The following is a 17,658-nucleotide window of genomic DNA, read 5'->3' on the forward strand; positions in this document are numbered from 1 at the left end:
ATCTCAGGATGTTTAATAAGATTGCTTCGTCGCTACGCTCCTCGCAATGATGGGTTATCATTTTTCTTCAAATATACAAAATAGTTTACATCTATATCATCATCACTTAAATGCCATTTGTCTTCTGCCATGTTATATACCAAACCTTTTAGCTCCTCAATTTCTACATTAGTATTTTCTAGCATCTCATAAATTTCAGATGGTTTTATAAACTTACTATAATCATGGGTATTTTTTGGCACCCATCCGAGTATATATTCAGCTGCTATTATCCCAAGTAAATAAGCTTTTTTGGTGCGGTTAATCGTAGAAATTATAGCCATACCTTTTGGCTTAATACGCTTTACTAAATTCAGCATAAATTCTTGAACATTTTCCACATGCTCAATAACTTCAAGACAAATCACTACATCATATTGCTTATCGTTTTCTAATTCTTCTATAGTGCTTTTTGAATAATTTACCTTAATATTATTTTCTGTAGCATAAGCCAAAGCAGTATCAATATTACTTTGCAAAGCATCAATAGCCGTAACGTTAAAACCTTGCATCGCAAGATTAGTAGCAATTAAACCACCACCACAACCTACATCTAATACTTCCAAATCAGAAATATCGTTGTAATGCGATTTTATCTTCTCTATTATATAGTTAAGGCGAATAGGATTTATGCGGTGTAAAATACCGAATTCCCCATCCTTATTCCACCAACTATGAGAGATTTTCTCAAATTTTTCTAATTCGTTTTTATTAACTGAAGACATAGCTATAATATACTTATATGGTACTAATAATACTAGCCTTAATTTTAATTAGCTGCATATTTGCTCCTATTGGCTGCATAGCATTATGGAAAAGATATGTTTACTTCGGCGACGGGCTTGCTCATAGTAGTTTTCTAGCAGTCAGCATTAGTATTATTGCTCATTTTCCATTAATATATTCAGGACTAATTGTTGCAATTCTTTTTTCAATTTTTGTGTTTATTTTCCAAAATAATTCTGAGAAAAATGCAGTTATTAATTTAATTTCTAGCTCTATGCTGGCTATTGCTTTAATTATTAATTATTTTTCTTCTGCTCAAAACAATATAGTTAATTTACTGTTTGGCGATATTTTATCTGTAGCTTTTGATGATTTAATTGTGCTAGCAATAATGCTTATAGCTATTATATGTTTTATTGCATATTTTTATAATAAAATTCTTCTTATAATTATTAACAGAGATATTGCCATAATTAAAGGCGTAAAAGTTAATATTATAGAACTACTATTTTTACTTATTTTATCTATATCAGTATTTTCTGCAATTAAAATAGTTGGGGTTCTTATGGTGACGGCTGTGTTACTTATTCCTGCTATGATTGCAAGATTTATGGTAGGCAGCCCTGCTATGATGATTATAATATCAATTTTTATTTCGCTATTTATTAATTTCTGTGCTGCTACTGCCTCTTTTTATTGTGATCTACCTCTAACACCCTTAGTTATTATTATTGGTTCATTGATTTATGGGGGGTTGTATTTCTCTGTCATTGCGAGGAACAATTGGAATTTTTGAGTGGCTTTTATGTCATTCCCGTATGAGGGATCGGTTTTCCAATTGTCATCCCGTGATTTATTCACGGGATCCAGTTAAAAAATGCTAACTTATAACCTCTGAAGTTTTGACAAAAAATTTTTAATGGAAAGTTCTATAATTAATTAAGCCAGATATAATCAATTTTTAATCTCTCAGGGTTTAATTCCCCGAAGCTCTGCTTCGTGATATCATAAGAAACAACTAAAACTTTTTTAGATACCTCGTAGCTCTGCTGCGAGGAGCATCATTTAAATATAGATATATCATGGCTCATTTAACGATAGATGAAAGATTTAAAATATACGAAATGAATAAGAGTGGTTATAGCTCGCGATATATAGGGACAAAGATTGGCCGTGATAAAAGCACTATATGTTATGAACTCAAGAGAATGAGGCATAATTATAGACCAGATAGGGCTAACACACTTGCTTGCAGTTTAAGGCAAGGTAAGAGAAAAAGAAAATTAGATATTGATAATAATTTACGAGCAGAAATAATAAAGCAGTTAACACAGGGTATTTCACCAGATATAATTTCAGGTAGACGTAAACTATCACGAGATACTGTCAATATTTCTACAGAGAGTATATACCAGTTTATTTATACATCTCCTATAGCACAAAGGCAAAAATTATATTTATCTTTAGCAAGAAAAAGGAAAAATAGGTTGCATCATGGTACAAGAATCAGAAACAAAAGAATTACAATACCAAATCGAGTTTCCATTACTGAAAGACCAGAGATAAATAGAAAGATAGCAGCAATAGGTCATTTAGAAGGTGATTTAACTTTTAACAAAGGTAATCAAAGTCGTAATATAGGCGCTCTTGTGGATATCAGAACACAAAAAGTGTTTCTCACTTTAAACCGTTCAAAAAGAACACAAGATGTGATTGGTAACATGAATAAAAAACTTAAACAATTGTCGCATATAATCAAAAGCATAACGTTAGATAATGGCAAAGAATTTACCAATCATGAACAACTATTGCCAAAATCTGAACGAAAAGTATATTTTTGCAATCCTTATTCTCCATGGCAAAAACCATTGATAGAGAAGATTAACTCAATGGTGCACAGAGTATACTCTAAATCTTTAGATATAAAAAAATTAACAATAAAGCAATTACAAGAAATTGAGGATTTTTTAAATAATTTACCAAGAAAAGTGCTCGGTTATAAAACACCCAATGAGGTATGGGAAGAAAATATAAATCTGGCTTAATTAATACTGGAATTTACCGTCCATCAGATCAGGAATAGCCTCAAATATGTATCATATAAAGATAGAAAGCAATTAGCAGCGGATTTGAAACTAATCTATACTTCTGCTACTGAAAAAGAAGCAGAATTAGCTCTTGAGTCATTTGATCAAAAAGGGAGTAAGCAATATCCGCATATAGCTAAATCTTGGTATAATAATTGGGATAATTTGATAATTTTCTTGCAATATCCAAAGGAGATTCGTAAGATTATTTACACTACAAATGCGATAGAATCGCTGAATAGCCAATTGAGAAAAGTTACTAAGAATAAACGCATCTTTCCAAATGATGACGCAGTATTTAAGGTTTTATATCTGACAATTGATTATATTACCAAAAAATGGTCTATGCCTATCCCCAATTGGAATGAAGCTATGGCTCATTTTATGATCAAATTTGATGGTAGAATTTAATGGTTCACGAAATTTACACAATTGATGAGACAGAGCCTAACATATAATCAATAAGCCCTTTAAATACATAGCAAATTAATTATGATTCATATCTTTCTAATTATTATTTCTTTATTTATTTCTTTAATAACCTATCTATTTATCAGAAAAACGGATATTTTCACTAAGCTATTAATCCTAAACAGTTTAACTAGTGTGGTGAGTTTATTTATTTACTGCTTGGGTTTTTATCTAGGCAATAGCTCATATTTAGATATAGCAATTATTTATTTTTTATTGAGCTTTATAGCAACAAACGGTTATTTAAAATATTTTGTATATGAATCAGATAAAAACAAAGCAGATTGATAAAGTGATTTTGGGATGTGGTTTGAGTGGTATGTTAACCGCTCTTGCTTTTGCCAAAAAAGGTGTAGAAACTACTATATTTGAAAGTAAATCTGTAAAAAGTCCTGGCTTTTTTAACGATATTAGAACCACTGCTTTGACGCCTTATTCTAAGGATTTTTTATCTTCCATTGATATACGGCAAGAGCTGGAAGAGTTTGTAAGCCACATGAAAGATGTTTATGTAGTTGATAATAAAGCTCCTGAAATATTGGAACTAAAAAATGATAGTTCTTTAGGGTATGTAGTTCAGAATAACGATTTTAAGAAAATATTATTATCAAAAATAATTAATAATCCGCTGATGACATTAGTCGATAATAAAGAATATCAAGAGGTTATAAGCCATGATGAACATTCTATTATTAAGTTTAATGATGAAATCCACGTTAAATCTAATTTACTAATTATATGTGATGGTACAAATTCGAAGGTTAGATCACATTATTTTGCAAATGAAATAGAAAAACCATATCAAACTGCTGTAGTGTTTAACATTAAGCATGAAAAGCCGCATGAAAATTGTGCTATGGAGCATTTTCTGCCTCTAGGTCCTTTTGCATTATTGCCTATGAAAGATCAACATAGTTCTTCTGTGATATGGTCAACTTCTTCTGATCAAGCTGCGTTAATTATGCAGTTGCCTATTGAAGAGGTAAGATTCTTAACGCAAAGAAATGCTGGTAATTCACTTGGAAAAATCACTGTAGATAGCGAGGTAAACGGCTTTCCTCTCAAAGCTCGTATAGCAAATAGATATTTTCACAACAAGATAGTACTTATTGCCGATAGTGCTCACGTGGTGCATCCATTAGCCGGGCAGGGGCTTAATCAAGGTATAAAAGATATTGAATCCTTAATTAGCGTAGTAAGTAATAATTTACCGCTATCAGAATACCAAAAATCAAGACAAACAGATAATTTTATCATGTATAAGCTAACTGATGAGCTTAATAATATTTTTTTAAATCATTCAAAAAGTTTAAGGCATTTAAGACAAATAGGGTTTAAAGCGATAAATAACTTTAAGCCTATTAAAAATCTGATTACTAGTTACGCAATGGGTAAAAGGTAGAGTATACTCGATAAACTTGAAAAATTGGCTACGTCGTCTTATAAGATCTGTGGTGCTCACGTGGCTCTGTCTCATCAATTGTGTAAATTTCGTGAACCATTAAATTCTACCATCAAATTTGATCATAAAATGAGCCATAGCTTCATTCCAATTGGGGATAGGCATAGACCATTTTTTGGTAATATAATCAATTGTCAGATATAAAACCTTAAATACTGCGTCATCATTTGGAAAGATGCGTTTATTCTTAGTAACTTTTCTCAATTGGCTATTCAGCGATTCTATCGCATTTGTAGTGTAAATAATCTTACGAATCTCCTTTGGATATTGCAAGAAAATTATCAAATTATCCCAATTATTATACCAAGATTTAGCTATATGCGGATATTGCTTACTCCATTTTTGATCAAATGACTCAAGAGCTAATTCTGCTTCTTTTTCAGTAGCAGAAGTATAGATTAGTTTCAAATCCGCTGCTAATTGCTTTCTATCTTTATATGATATAGCTAACGCGGAAAGGGTTTTACCATAGTTTTTGTATTTACTCACATATTCACCAGATCTCAATCCTATTAAACATTGCTGGACTAACTTTAAAAACTGTTTACGTAAAATTATTGATCAATGCCTAAGTTTTTCCTAATCTGTGGTAGAAACATTTCCGTGTTAGCTATACATATTTGAGGCTATTCCTGATCTGATGGACAATACAAATTTGATGTTCAGTTTTCGGATATACTGATGCAATAGCATCAGACATACCAGTTAGATTATCACTACAAGCAATTAAGATATCTTTTATTCCTCGATTCTTCATTTCAGTAAAATTACCAAGCCAAAATTTAGCTCCTTCATGCTCACTTATCCATAAGCCTAAAATATCCTGTCTGCCAGATAAATCTATTCCTAAAGCTACATATACTGATTTATTAATCTCTCAGGGTTTAATTCCCCGAAGCTCTGCTTCGTGATATCATAAGAAACAACTAAAACTTTTTTAGATACCTCGTAGCTCTGCTGCGAGGAGCATCATTTACTAGCAATTTAGTTTTTGCAAAAGGTAAATTCCAGTATTAATTAAGCCAGATTTATATTTTCTTCCCATACCTCATGGGGTGTTTTATAACCGAGCACTTTTCTTGGTAAATTATTTAAAAAATCCTCAATTTCTTGTAATTGCTTTATTGTTAATTTTTTTATATCTAAAGATTTAGAGTATACTCTGTGCACCATTGAGTTAATCTTCTCTATCAATGGTTTTTGCCATGGAGAATAAGGATTGCAAAAATATACTTTTCGTTCAGATTTTGGCAATAGTTGTTCATGATTGGTAAATTCTTTGCCATTATCTAACGTTATGCTTTTGATTATATGCGACAATTGTTTAAGTTTTTTATTCATGTTACCAATCACATCTTGTGTTCTTTTTGAACGGTTTAAAGTGAGAAACACTTTTTGTGTTCTGATATCCACAAGAGCGCCTATATTACGACTTTGATTACCTTTGTTAAAAGTTAAATCACCTTCTAAATGACCTATTGCTGCTATCTTTCTATTTATCTCTGGTCTTTCAGTAATGGAAACTCGATTTGGTATTGTAATTCTTTTGTTTCTGATTCTTGTACCATGATGCAACCTATTTTTCCTTTTTCTTGCTAAAGATAAATATAATTTTTGCCTTTGTGCTATAGGAGATGTATAAATAAACTGGTATATACTCTCTGTAGAAATATTGACAGTATCTCGTGATAGTTTACGTCTACCTGAAATTATATCTGGTGAAATACCCTGTGTTAACTGCTTTATTATTTCTGCTCGTAAATTATTATCAATATCTCATTTTCTTTTTCTCTTACCTTGCCTTAAACTGCAAGCAAGTGTGTTAGCCCTATCTGGTCTATAATTATGCCTCATTCTCTTGAGTTCATAACATATAGTGCTTTTATCACGGCCAATCTTTGTCCCTATATATCGCGAGCTATAACCACTCTTATTCATTTCGTATATTTTAAATCTTTCATCTATCGTTAAATGAGCCATGATATATCTATATTTAAATGATGCTCCTCGCAGCAGAACTACGAGGTATCTAAAAAAGTTTTAGTTGTTTCTTATGATATCACGAAGCAGAGCTTCGGGGAATTAAACCCTGAGAGATTAAAAATTGATTATATCTGGCTTAATTAATTATAGAACTTTCCAAGTATTACTTCTAAGAAAATGTTTGAGAAATATCCAAATCTTAAAGAAAAATTATGGGGAAGTGAGTTTTGGAGTAAAGGATATTTTATGAGCACAGTAGGTAAACATGGTGATGAGCAGAAATTACGTAATTATGTACAGAATCAAGGTTCAGGCAAACCTTCTTATAAAGCATTTCAACAAAAACAGTTAAAGCTTTTTGGGTAGATACCTCGTAGCTCTGCTGCGAGGAGCATCATTTAAAAAGCTAGCATTACCCAATAATATTAGTGAGTATAAACCAGCAATATTAGACAAAATTGCTACAGTTTTTGATACATTATGTACCCAAATAGAATAAATAAATTTTGTTATTACTAAAAAAGTATAAAAAAATTGGAATACATTTCTCCTTATGGAAAGGATTTTGTCAAAACTTCAGTAGTTTGTATTCTTTACATTTTAAGGGTTTTGTGATATAATTGATTAAATATTAGATGAAAAAATATGTCAATACTGCCTATCGTTACAGCACCTGATGAAAGGTTAAAACAAAAATCTCAAGCCGTTCCAGAGGTTAATGACCAAATCCGAAAATTTATGGATGATATGGTCGAGACTATGTACCATGAAGATGGAGGAGGACTTGCTGCTGTGCAGGTTGGGGTACTAAAACGTATCATGGTAATTGATATAAAAGATCATGATCCGATTAAAAGACCAAAAGATTTTTATCCGTTATTTATAGTAAATCCTGAAATAATAGAAAAATCAGGAGAGCTTGTTATAGCTAATGAAGGATGTATCTCAGTACCTGAACAACGTTATGAGATAGCAAGATCAGAATCTATAAAAATCAGATATTTAGATTATCATAACAAACCGCAAGAACTTGAAGCTAATGATTGGCTTGCAAGAGTAATTCAACATGAGTATGATCATTTGGAAGGAAAGCTAATGATCGATTATCTAAGTAGTATGAAACGCGATATAGCTCTTCGTAAGCTTAAGAAACTCAAAAAAAATATAGTGTGAAGATAATATTCATGGGGACGCCTGAGTTCGTTGTTCCTGCTCTTACCAAATTAATAAGTTCAAATCATAAAGTTGTTGCAGCTTTTACGCAACCGCCTAAAGCTAAGGGTAGGGGGCTTAGTGAAACTAAATCTCCTATACATCAATTAGCTGATGAGGCTCAAATTCCTGTCTATACTCCTACAACGCTTCGTAATGAAGAAGCTGCAAACCTAATTAATAATATTGATGCTGACATAATAGTCGTTATTGCATATGGTTTTATCATTCCGCAAAATATTTTAGATGCTAAGAAATATGGTTGCCTTAATATTCATCCGTCTGATTTACCTCGTCATAGAGGAGCAGCTCCCTTACAGCGTACTATTATAGAGGGCGATAAAACAAGCAGTGTATGTATTATGCAGATGGATGCAGGGCTTGATACGGGTGATATATTGATGAAAGAGGATTTTGAGTTAGAAGATAGGATAACCTTACAAGAGCTTCATGATAAATGTGCTAGTTTGGGTGCAGAACTGTTAATTAAAACGCTTGCAAATATCGATAAGATAGTGCCGAAACCTCAATCTAATGAGGGTGTTACTTACGCTCATAAATTAACTAAAGAAGAGGGTAGAGTTAATTGGCAAGATTCTGCCTATGCTATTAATTGCAAAGTTCGAGGTATGAATCCATGGCCAGGAGTATATTTTAAATATAATGATAAAACGATCAAAATTCTTGAAGCAGAATATTCAGATGAAGAACATAATTTTACTCCGGGGACAATTATTAACAAAAAATTAGAAATAGCTTGTGGAAAAGGAATATTAACGATAAAAAAACTTCAACAAGAGGGTAAAAAAGTCTTAAATACTGAAGAATTTTTAAGAGGAGTTAAAACCCCTATCATTAATAAAGTACAATAATAAAAATGTTAAATTTTACAAAATATTTTATATTTATAGTTTTTTATTTTTTCTATGCTAGCAATATTTATGCAATAAATAATAAGCATCAATTTATTGCGGTAGAATCATTCAATAGGTAAAGAGTCTTTGGCAATGATTGTGTAAATTTTTGTTGAGCCTATATTAGAAGTAATTAAAAATATAGGTAACAGAAATGCAAATAGAGAAGAATAAAAAAATAAATGAAGCAATAGATTTGCTGATAGAAGGCGGAGTAGATTTAAAAACAGTACTAAGTCAGAATGGATTAATGTCCCCCTTCGGGGATCAAAAATCCCTCGCCTTTAGGCGAAGGGAAGATATAATGAAATTGCTTTAGCAATGAATTTATATCAAGAAATATGAGAAGTTATAGAAAGAATAGTCATAGTCAGTATGATTTAAAAGTGCATCTTATATGGATACCAAAATATAGGAAGAGAATATTGATACCTGAATTCTGGATTAGCTAATTTTGAGATATACAGGTTTGTTAGGTTTCATACAGTATGCAATTAGGCTCTGTTTCATCAATTGTGTAAATTTCGTGAGCCATTAAATCCTACCATCAAATTTGATCATAAAATGAGCCATAGCTTCATTCCAATTGGGGATAGGCATAGACCATTTTTTGGTAATATAATCAATTGTCAGAGGAAAGTTCTATAATTAATCTCTCAGGGTTTAATTCCCCGAAGCTCTGCTTCGTGATATCATAAGAAACAACTAAAACTTTTTTAGATACCTCGTAGCTCTGCTGCGAGGAGCATCATTTAAATATAGATATATCATGGCTCATTTAACGATAGATGAAAGATTTAAAATATACGAAATGAATAAGAGTGGTTATAGCTCGCGATATATAGGGACAAAGATTGGCCGTGATAAAAGCACTATATGTTATGAACTCAAGAGAATGAGGCATAATTATAGACCAGATAGGGCTAACACACTTGCTTGCAGTTTAAGGCAAGGTAAGAGAAAAAGAAAATGAGATATTGATAATAATTTACGAGCAGAAATAATAAAGCAGTTAACACAGGGTATTTCACCAGATATAATTTCAGGTAGACGTAAACTATCACGAGATACTGTCAATATTTCTACAGAGAGTATATACCAGTTTATTTATACATCTCCTATAGCACAAAGGCAAAAATTATATTTATCTTTAGCAAGAAAAAGGAAAAATAGGTTGCATCATGGTACAAGAATCAGAAACAAAAGAATTACAATACCAAATCGAGTTTCCATTACTGAAAGACCAGAGATAAATAGAAAGATAGCAGCAATAGGTCATTTAGAAGGTGATTTAACTTTTAACAAAGGTAATCAAAGTCGTAATATAGGCGCTCTTGTGGATATCAGAACACAAAAAGTGTTTCTCACTTTAAACCGTTCAAAAAGAACACAAGATGTGATTGGTAACATGAATAAAAAACTTAAACAATTGTCGCATATAATCAAAAGCATAACGTTAGATAATGGCAAAGAATTTACCAATCATGAACAACTATTGCCAAAATCTGAACGAAAAGTATATTTTTGCAATCCTTATTCTCCATGGCAAAAACCATTGATAGAGAAGATTAACTCAATGGTGGAGTCTTTTGCAATGATTGTGTAAATTTTTGTTGAGCCTATATTAGAAGTAATTAAAAATATAGGTAACAGAAATGCAAATAGAGAAGAATAAAAAAATAAATGAAGCAATAGATTTGCTGATAGAAGGCGGAGTAGATTTAAAAACAGTACTAAGTCAGAATGGATTAAATGATGCTCCTCGCAGCAGAGCTACGAGGTATCTAAAAAAGTTTTAGTTGTTTCTTATGATATCACGAAGCAGAGCTTCGGGGAATTAAACCCTGAGAGATTAAGGAATTAACCAAGGGTATTTTAGAGCGAGCACTGCGGCTTTGTTGCATAAATAAAATTTGTAGAGCAAGAGTGGTGATAATCTGGTAAGATGTCCTGAATTAAAAAATAATCCAGATTATATGAGATCTCGGAAGAAAGCCCCTTTTAGTAAATCACGCAAGTATTCTAAATATAAAATAACGAATTGGTCAGAATATAATAATTTTTTACGCAATAGGGGTCGCATAGATTTTATGATTGCCAGTGATTTGGCGATTGGCTGGTATGCTGATTACAGAGAGGAAATGAAACGAGGAAGACCTAGACGCTATAGTGATCACGCTATATTACAGTGTTTGAAGATCAGATGCTTATTCGGTCTTAAGTTACGCCAAACCCAAGGCTTTATAAACTGGCTCTTTGAAATATCGGGTTTATCTATTAGATGTCCAGACTATACAACATTAAGTAAGCGTATGAAGTCATTAGATCTTAGGTATTTACATGGAAATCAAGATAAAGAATTTAGTTGTATTTCAATGGATAGTACAGGGATACAAGCCTACACAGGGAACGAATGGCTAGAAAATAAGCATGGTAAGCAATATAAGCGTCGCATATGGAAAAAGCTACATATCGTTATAGAAGATCAAGGTATGATACTTGCCGATAGTACCACAGAGCATACTATAGATGATAGATCACAGATTGGACTACTAATAGCTAATGTCAGAGCCAAGGATTTTCTGGGAGATCGAGGGTATGACGGTGAATCTACATATCAATTGTTGAGAAAGAAGAAGATAAAACCAGTTATTAGACCCCCAAACTCTTCAGTAAAAGTTCAATCGCTTAGGGATAAAACTGAGAGAGATGCAGCTGTTATATATCAACAAAACAAAGGATACCAAGCATGGAGGGTAAAGAATAATTATGGTAGAAGGGAGCGTGTAGAGAACACGTTCTTTCGATTTAAAACTTCTTTTGGTAGTAAGTTTCTATCAAGACATGATCAAAATATGACAAAAGAAATGTCTATTAAATGCCACTTATTAAACAAAATGTTTGAAATTGGTAAACCTATCTCTGTGCCTGTTGGCTAGGCTAGCATTGCGGGGTTAGGGGCAGTATATTCAAAAGCTTATTTATGCAACAAAGCCATGCCTTGTATGCTCTAGGTTCATTCTATTTTTTAGTATAATGATGCTCCTCGCAGCAGAGCTACGAGGTATCTAAAAAAGTTTTAGTTGTTTCTTATGATATCACGAAGCAGAGCTTCGGGGAATTAAACCCTGAGAACGCTAATTTAGGATAAGGGATAGATAGAAAGCTTATAGAGAAAGGGTTTAAAGGAGATTAATGTTGAGTTATGATAGATTTTTTTAATAAAAGATCAGTAACTCAACATGAAAAGATGTATCATAACTGTATATTATTTAGTAGCTAATTTTTGTAAAATATATGAAGAATGGATAGAACACCGTCTATTATCAACAAATCAGCAAAGGCATAGAATAGGAAAATTAAGTCTTGCAGAATTGATGACAATAGTCATATATTTTTATCTATCGCCTTGCAAGGACTTTAAAAACTATTATTTATACTACTTACCGCATAAATATAAGGGTTACTTTAATTTACCATGTTATAGTAGAATAGTACAATTATGGCCAAGGTTAATATTGCCATTGTCAATAATGTTGCAATTACTACGAGGTGAAGATACAGGAATATATTTTATTGATTCAACAAAACTATCTATTTGTCATGCTAAGCGCACTTCTAGTAATAGAGTTTTTGGTAAAATTGCCAAAGTTGGGATGAGTAGTTATGGTTGGTTTATGGGATTTAAATTACATTTAATCATTAATCATAAAGCAGAGATTATAGCTGTTAAAATAACAAAAGCAAATAGAGCTGATTTATCTGTTCTTGAATCTATAACTCAGAAGATAACAGGTAAGGTATTTGGTGATAAAGCATATATTTGTAAAGAGTTATGGTTTAAACTCTATTCTAGAAATTTAAGAATGATAACTAATATTCGCAAGGATATGAAGAATTATTTACTAGAATTAGAAGATAAAGCTATGTTACGTAAACGATCATTAATTGAATCAGTATTTAATATACTAAAAAATAGAATGAACCTAGAGCATACAAGGCATAGATCTCCTGTTAATTAATGGTAGAAATGATTTATTAATCCACTGCTCGCTAATTTTACAAAAATCATCGACAAAACAAAATAATGCAGTAATATCTTTCTTCATGGGGATACTCTTGTTTTTTTGCTAAAAATTATATAGAGTATCTTCTATCCCTTGTAAATACTTACTTCCAAACCTAGATTAATCCAGAATTCAGGTTACTAAGTCAGAATGGATTAACTAAACAACCCTCAGCTATAAGCTGAGGGGTTATAAAGTGGAATCGATTAGAAATCGATCATCATTCACAGGTTCACCTTCCTGTTCATCAATATAGTGCTGTATCATTTCATCAGTTATATTACCTGAACTGACTGCCATATAGCCCCTAGCCCACAAATGATTGCCCCAAAATTGTTTTCGTAAATGAGTAAATTCTTGCAATAAAATTCTTGAGCTAATGCCTTTTAAATACTGTACTAACTTGCTAAGAGATATTTGCGGCTTATATGAGATAAACATATGTACGTGATCACATGATATTTTCCCTGAAATTATATGTACTTCATGTTCCATGCAAATCTGCCTCAGTAAATCTCTAGTCCTTTCCGATACTTTGCCTATCAATATTCTCTTCCTATATTTTGGTATCCATATAAGATGCACTTTTAAATCATACTGACTATGACTATTCTTTCTATAACTTCTCATATTTCTTGATATAAATTCATTGCTAAAGCAATTTCATTATATCTTCCCTTCGCCTAAAGGCGAGGGATTTTTGATCCCCGAAGGGGGACATTAAGGAATTAACCAAGGGTATTTTAGAGCGAGCACTGCATGCTGAGATGTCAGAACATTTAGGTTATAGCAAGTATGATAGAGCTGAAACTGAGAATGCGAGGAATGGTAGTTTTAGTAAGAATCTGATTAGTGAGAATGGTACTATAGAGCTAAATGTTCCAAGAGACAGACAAGGTAAATTTGAACCTATAATAGTCTCAAAGAAACAAACAAGAATAGATGGCTTAGACCAAAAGATAATATCCTTATATGCGAAGGGTATGAGTGTGTCTGATATTAAAACACAATTGCAAGAATTATATGGAGCTGAGATCAGTGAGAGCCTAATCAGCAGGATTACAGATGAAGTAATAGATGAGGTCAAGATTTGGCAGAGTAGACCTCTTGAATCAGTATACCCTATAGTATATTTTGACTGTTTAGTAGTGAAAGTAAGACAAGATAAACTTATTATTAATAAATCAGTATATGTAGCTTTAGGAATAGATTTATCTGGCAGAAAGGATATTTTAGGCTTATGGATAAGTGAGAATGAAGGAGCTAAATTTTGGCTTGGTAATTTTACTGAAATGAAGAATCGAGGAGTAAAAGATATCTTAATTGCTTGTAGTGATAATCTAACTGGTATGTCTGATGCTATTGCATCAGTATATCCGAAAACTGAACATCAAATTTGTATTGTCCATCAGATCAGGAATAGCCTCAAATATGTATCATATAAAGATAGAAAGCAATTAGCAGCGGATTTGAAACTAATCTATACTTCTGCTACTGAAAAAGAAGCAGAATTAGCTCTTGAGTCATTTGATCAAAAATGGAGTAAGCAATATCCGCATATAGCTAAATCTTGGTATAATAATTGGGATAATTTGATAATTTTCTTGCAATATCCAAAGGAGATTCGTAAGATTATTTACACTACAAATGCGATAGAATCGCTGAATAGCCAATTGAGAAAAGTTACTAAGAATAAACGCATCTTTCCAAATGATGACGCAGTATTTAAGGTTTTATATCTGACAATTGATTATATTACCAAAAAATGGTCTATGCCTATCCCCCAATTGGAATGAAGCTATGGCTCATTTTATGATCAAATTTGATGGTAGGATTTAATGGTTCACGAAATTTACACAATTGATGAGACAGAGCCAATAAATCACGGGATGGCTAACCTTAGGGCGTTTTTCGATCCATGAGGGCAATCCTAGCCACGAGGTGACGCCACCACACAAAGGAGTAATTTAGTGAAAAACATTATATATTTTGTTTTACTATTTTTTAGTTTTAATAGCTATGCTATTGAGACAATCAATATTGAATATGGAACGGCTGACCCAACTCCGATAGCGGTGAATAATTTTGAGGCTGATTCTGCTTCGGATAATACAGTAGGTCATGAAATAGTGAAAGTTATATCTAATGATTTAAAGCTTTGTGGGTTGTTTCGTCCTATTTCTTCTGCTTCTTTTATAGAAGAAAAAACTGGTATTGGATATAAACCGCTTTTTGCGGCATGGCGTCAAATTAATGCTAGTTTATTAGTTAATGGGGCAGTAAAAAAGCTTGAAAATGGTAAGCTTAGAATCAGTTTTATATTATGGGATACATTACTTGAAAAACAGCTCGGCGGTGAAGTACTTGAACTGCCTGAAAATTTATGGCGAAGAGCAGCCCATAAAATTGCTGATAAAATCTATGAAAAAATCACAGGTGATACTGGTTATTTTGATAGTAAGATAATATATGTAGCTGAAAGCGGTCCTGATTTAAAAAAAGTAAAAAGAATTGCTTTAATGGATTATGATGGTGCTAATAACCGATATATTACCGATGGTAAATCGTTAGTTTTAACTCCAAGGTTTTCTGGTTCAGCAGATAAGATTTTTTATGTTTCCTATGCTACTAAAAGACGTACTCTTGTTTATGAAAAGGATTTAAAAACAGGTAAAGAAAGCATAGTTGGTGATTTTGCTGGAATATCCTTTGCTCCAAGATTTGCACCTGATGGTAGAAAAGCTGTAATGTCCATAGCTAAGAACGGCTCAACTCATATTTATGAAATTGACCTTGCAACCAAAAGGCTTCATAAACTAACTGATGGTTTTGGCATTAATACTTCCCCAAGCTACTCACCGGACGGACGCAGAATTGTTTTTAATTCTGATAGAAATGGTGTGCCTCAACTGTATATAATGAATTCTGATGGTAGCAATGTCCAGCGTATTAGTTTCGGTGGTGGTTCTTATATGGCTCCCAGCTGGTCGCCTCGAGGGGATTATATAGCATTTACTAAAATTATTAGAGGTTCAGAAGGTAAAACTTTTCATATCGGTGTTATGACGCCATATCCGCAAGATGATGAAAATAGTGAAAGAGTAATAGCAAGTGGTTATTTAGTTGAAAGCCCTTGTTGGTCGCCTAATGGACGGGTTATTATGTTTGCTAAGGGTGGGCCATCAAACGGCAAATCTTCCGGTAAAAATAGAATTTATGCAATTGACTTGACTGGTCATAACGAGCGAGAAATCCAAACTCCTGGTGATGCGTCCGATCCTGAATGGTCAAATTTACTAAAATGATGCTCCTCGCAGCAGGGCTTTGTTGCATAAATAAGCTTTTGAATATACTGCCCCTAACCCCGCAATGCTAGCCTAGCCAACAGGCACAGAGATAGGTTTACCAATTTCAAACATTTTGTTTAATAAGTGGCATTTAATAGACATTTCTTTTGTCATATTTTGATCATGTCTTGATAGAAACTTACTACCAAAAGAAGTTTTAAATCGAAAGAACGTGTTCTCTACACGCTCCCTTCTACCATAATTATTCTTTACCCTCCATGCTTGGTATCCTTTGTTTTGTTGATATATAACAGCTGCATCTCTCTCAGTTTTATCCCTAAGCGATTGAACTTTTACTGAAGAGTTTGGGGGTCTAATAACTGGTTTTATCTTCTTCTTTCTCAACAATTGATATGTAGATTCACCGTCATACCCTCGATCTCCCAGAAAATCCTTGGCTCTGACATTAGCTATTAGTAGTCCAATCTGTGATCTATCATCTATAGTATGCTCTGTGGTACTATCGGCAAGTATCATACCTTGATCTTCTATAACGATATGTAGCTTTTTCCATATGCGACGCTTATATTGCTTACCATGCTTATTTTCTAGCCATTCGTTCCCTGTGTAGGCTTGTATCCCTGTACTATCCATTGAAATACAACTAAATTCTTTATCTTGATTTCCATGTAAATACCTAAGATCTAATGACTTCATACGCTTACTTAATGTTGTATAGTCTGGACATCTAATAGATAAACCCGATATTTCAAAGAGCCAGTTTATAAAGCCTTGGGTTTGGCGTAACTTAAGACCGAATAAGCATCTGATCTTCAAACACTGTAATATAGCGTGATCACTATAGCGTCTAGGTCTTCCTCGTTTCATTTCCTCTCTGTAATCAGCATACCAGCCAATCGCCAAATCACTGGCAATCATAAAATCTATGCGACCCCTATTGCGTAAAAAATTATTATATTCTGACCAATTCGTTATTTTATATTTAGAATACTTGCGTGATTTACTAAAAGGGGCTTTCTTCCGAGATCTCATATAATCTGGATTATTTTTAATTCAGGACATCTTACCAGATTATCACCACTCTTGCTCTACAAATCTTATTTATGCAACAAAGCCGTACTAAATGCCAAGATAAGATTTACATCGGAAGAACAGAAATCTAAAAAAGATTTTAGCCAATTTACGAAATGGATGTTTAATTTATCTGAGCGAAGTAGCCATAATAAAACGACAGTTGCCATAGCTAATAAGTTGGCAAGAGTGGTGTTTGCTGTACTAAGATCAGGAGATGATTATGTAGAGAGTAAAGTTTGTAGCTAAAGAGTGTGTAGCATAGCACTTATAAGTAAAATAAATGGTGATTTATATAGTCCGTCCGCCAAAACTCTA

15 protein-coding genes and 9 pseudogenes are annotated in these 17,658 nt (G+C 32.8%); 17 read left to right on the plus strand and 7 right to left on the minus strand.

Translation table 11 applies throughout. From position 1 onward, the window contains the following. Positions 1–32: 32 nt before the first annotated feature. Positions 33–764, minus strand: a complete 732-nt coding sequence (gene ubiG, locus AAHI98_RS05090; RefSeq protein ID WP_342225220.1) for a bifunctional 2-polyprenyl-6-hydroxyphenol methylase/3-demethylubiquinol 3-O-methyltransferase UbiG — start codon at positions 762–764, stop codon at positions 33–35. A 17-nt stretch (positions 765–781) separates the two neighbouring features. On the opposite strand from ubiG, the gene AAHI98_RS05095 reads away from it, so the two are divergent. From AAHI98_RS05095 to ubiH, 5 genes and pseudogenes are all read left to right on the plus strand, one after another. Then, positions 782–1,561 carry a metal ABC transporter permease gene (locus AAHI98_RS05095; protein WP_342225221.1) on the plus strand — a complete coding sequence of 260 codons (780 nt, stop codon included), beginning with the start codon at positions 782–784 and terminating at the stop codon, positions 1,559–1,561. Between the two features lie 286 nt (positions 1,562–1,847). Then, the gene (locus AAHI98_RS05100; protein WP_342224646.1) at positions 1,848–2,810 is read left to right on the plus strand and encodes an IS30 family transposase; all 963 of its coding nucleotides are present in this window, start codon (positions 1,848–1,850) and stop codon (positions 2,808–2,810) included. A gap of 18 nt (positions 2,811–2,828) precedes the next feature. Continuing rightward, positions 2,829–3,263 (plus strand): annotated as a pseudogene (locus tag AAHI98_RS05105) (transposase); the annotation flags it as partial. Positions 3,264–3,344: 81 nt separating this feature from the next. After that, the gene (locus tag AAHI98_RS05110) at positions 3,345–3,611 is read left to right on the plus strand and encodes a monovalent cation/H+ antiporter complex subunit F (protein ID WP_342225222.1); all 267 of its coding nucleotides are present in this window, start codon (positions 3,345–3,347) and stop codon (positions 3,609–3,611) included. After that, positions 3,583–4,725, plus strand: a complete 1,143-nt coding sequence (ubiH, locus tag AAHI98_RS05115; RefSeq protein ID WP_342225223.1) for a 2-octaprenyl-6-methoxyphenyl hydroxylase — start codon at positions 3,583–3,585, stop codon at positions 4,723–4,725. The genes AAHI98_RS05110 and ubiH overlap by 29 nt, the downstream gene beginning before the upstream one ends. Positions 4,726–4,824: 99 nt before the next feature. Here ubiH and AAHI98_RS05120 read toward each other — a convergent pair. The 3 pseudogenes from AAHI98_RS05120 to AAHI98_RS05130 form a co-directional block, all read right to left on the minus strand. After that, positions 4,825–5,226, minus strand: a pseudogene (locus AAHI98_RS05120) (transposase); the annotation flags it as partial. 172 nt (positions 5,227–5,398) lie between these two features. After that, a pseudogene (locus AAHI98_RS05125) lies at positions 5,399–5,659 on the minus strand (transposase); the annotation flags it as partial. Between the two features lie 143 nt (positions 5,660–5,802). Beyond that, positions 5,803–6,765: pseudogene (locus tag AAHI98_RS05130) on the minus strand (IS30 family transposase). Positions 6,766–6,930: 165 nt separating this feature from the next. Between AAHI98_RS05130 and AAHI98_RS05140 the strand changes: the two are divergent. The 9 genes and pseudogenes from AAHI98_RS05140 to AAHI98_RS05180 all read left to right on the plus strand — a co-directional run. Next, positions 6,931–7,134, plus strand: coding sequence for a transposase (locus AAHI98_RS05140; RefSeq protein ID WP_342224974.1), 204 nt, complete (start codon positions 6,931–6,933; stop codon positions 7,132–7,134). Between the two features lie 279 nt (positions 7,135–7,413). Beyond that, a complete protein-coding gene (def, locus tag AAHI98_RS05145) occupies positions 7,414–7,941 on the plus strand; it encodes a peptide deformylase (protein WP_342225226.1) in 528 nt (175 codons plus the stop codon). Beyond that, positions 7,938–8,852: a methionyl-tRNA formyltransferase gene (gene fmt / locus AAHI98_RS05150; RefSeq protein ID WP_342225227.1), complete on the plus strand. Its 915-nt coding sequence runs from the start codon at positions 7,938–7,940 to the stop codon at positions 8,850–8,852. The genes def and fmt overlap by 4 nt, the downstream gene beginning before the upstream one ends. Positions 8,853–9,048: 196 nt before the next feature. After that, positions 9,049–9,213 (plus strand): hypothetical protein, encoded by a 165-nt coding sequence (locus AAHI98_RS05155; RefSeq protein ID WP_342225228.1) that lies wholly within the window; start codon positions 9,049–9,051, stop codon positions 9,211–9,213. A gap of 22 nt (positions 9,214–9,235) precedes the next feature. After that, positions 9,236–9,325 (plus strand): annotated as a pseudogene (locus tag AAHI98_RS18515) (IS200/IS605 family transposase); the annotation flags it as partial. 338 nt (positions 9,326–9,663) lie between these two features. Then, positions 9,664–10,476 (plus strand): annotated as a pseudogene (locus AAHI98_RS05165) (IS30 family transposase); the annotation flags it as partial. Positions 10,477–10,549: 73 nt separating this feature from the next. After that, entirely contained in the window at positions 10,550–10,693 is a 144-nt protein-coding gene (locus AAHI98_RS05170) for a hypothetical protein (RefSeq protein WP_342225229.1), read from the plus strand. Positions 10,694–10,870: 177 nt separating this feature from the next. Beyond that, complete coding sequence (locus AAHI98_RS05175; RefSeq protein WP_342224734.1) at positions 10,871–11,833, plus strand: IS5 family transposase; 963 nt, start codon at positions 10,871–10,873, stop codon at positions 11,831–11,833. A gap of 303 nt (positions 11,834–12,136) precedes the next feature. Further along, positions 12,137–12,913, plus strand: a pseudogene (locus AAHI98_RS05180) (IS982 family transposase); the annotation flags it as partial. On the opposite strand, the pseudogene AAHI98_RS18520 reads toward AAHI98_RS05180, so the two are convergent. Further along, positions 12,905–13,003 (minus strand): annotated as a pseudogene (locus AAHI98_RS18520) (IS982 family transposase); the annotation flags it as partial. The pseudogenes AAHI98_RS05180 and AAHI98_RS18520 overlap by 9 nt on opposite strands. A 147-nt stretch (positions 13,004–13,150) precedes the next feature. After that, on the minus strand, positions 13,151–13,591 hold the full coding sequence (gene tnpA, locus AAHI98_RS05185; RefSeq protein ID WP_095568239.1) for an IS200/IS605 family transposase: 441 nt from the start codon (positions 13,589–13,591) through the stop codon (positions 13,151–13,153). An 80-nt stretch (positions 13,592–13,671) separates the two neighbouring features. On the opposite strand from tnpA, the pseudogene AAHI98_RS05190 reads away from it, so the two are divergent. Both AAHI98_RS05190 and tolB read left to right on the plus strand, forming a co-directional pair. Beyond that, positions 13,672–14,800: pseudogene (locus AAHI98_RS05190) on the plus strand (IS256 family transposase); the annotation flags it as partial. Positions 14,801–14,931: 131 nt separating this feature from the next. Further along, positions 14,932–16,266, plus strand: coding sequence for a Tol-Pal system beta propeller repeat protein TolB (gene tolB, locus AAHI98_RS05195; protein ID WP_342225231.1), 1,335 nt, complete (start codon positions 14,932–14,934; stop codon positions 16,264–16,266). 72 nt (positions 16,267–16,338) lie between these two features. Here the strand turns inward: tolB and AAHI98_RS05200 are convergent, their stop codons facing one another. Next, entirely contained in the window at positions 16,339–17,301 is a 963-nt protein-coding gene (locus tag AAHI98_RS05200) for an IS5 family transposase (protein ID WP_342224734.1), read from the minus strand. Positions 17,302–17,352: 51 nt separating this feature from the next. Between AAHI98_RS05200 and AAHI98_RS05205 the strand changes: the two genes are divergently transcribed. Next, positions 17,353–17,589 carry a hypothetical protein gene (locus AAHI98_RS05205; RefSeq protein WP_342225232.1) on the plus strand — a complete coding sequence of 79 codons (237 nt, stop codon included), beginning with the start codon at positions 17,353–17,355 and terminating at the stop codon, positions 17,587–17,589. Positions 17,590–17,658: the final 69 nt, after the last annotated feature.

This window comes from Rickettsia endosymbiont of Urophora cardui, from assembly GCF_964030725.1.
Lineage (GTDB): Bacteria > Pseudomonadota > Alphaproteobacteria > Rickettsiales > Rickettsiaceae > Rickettsia.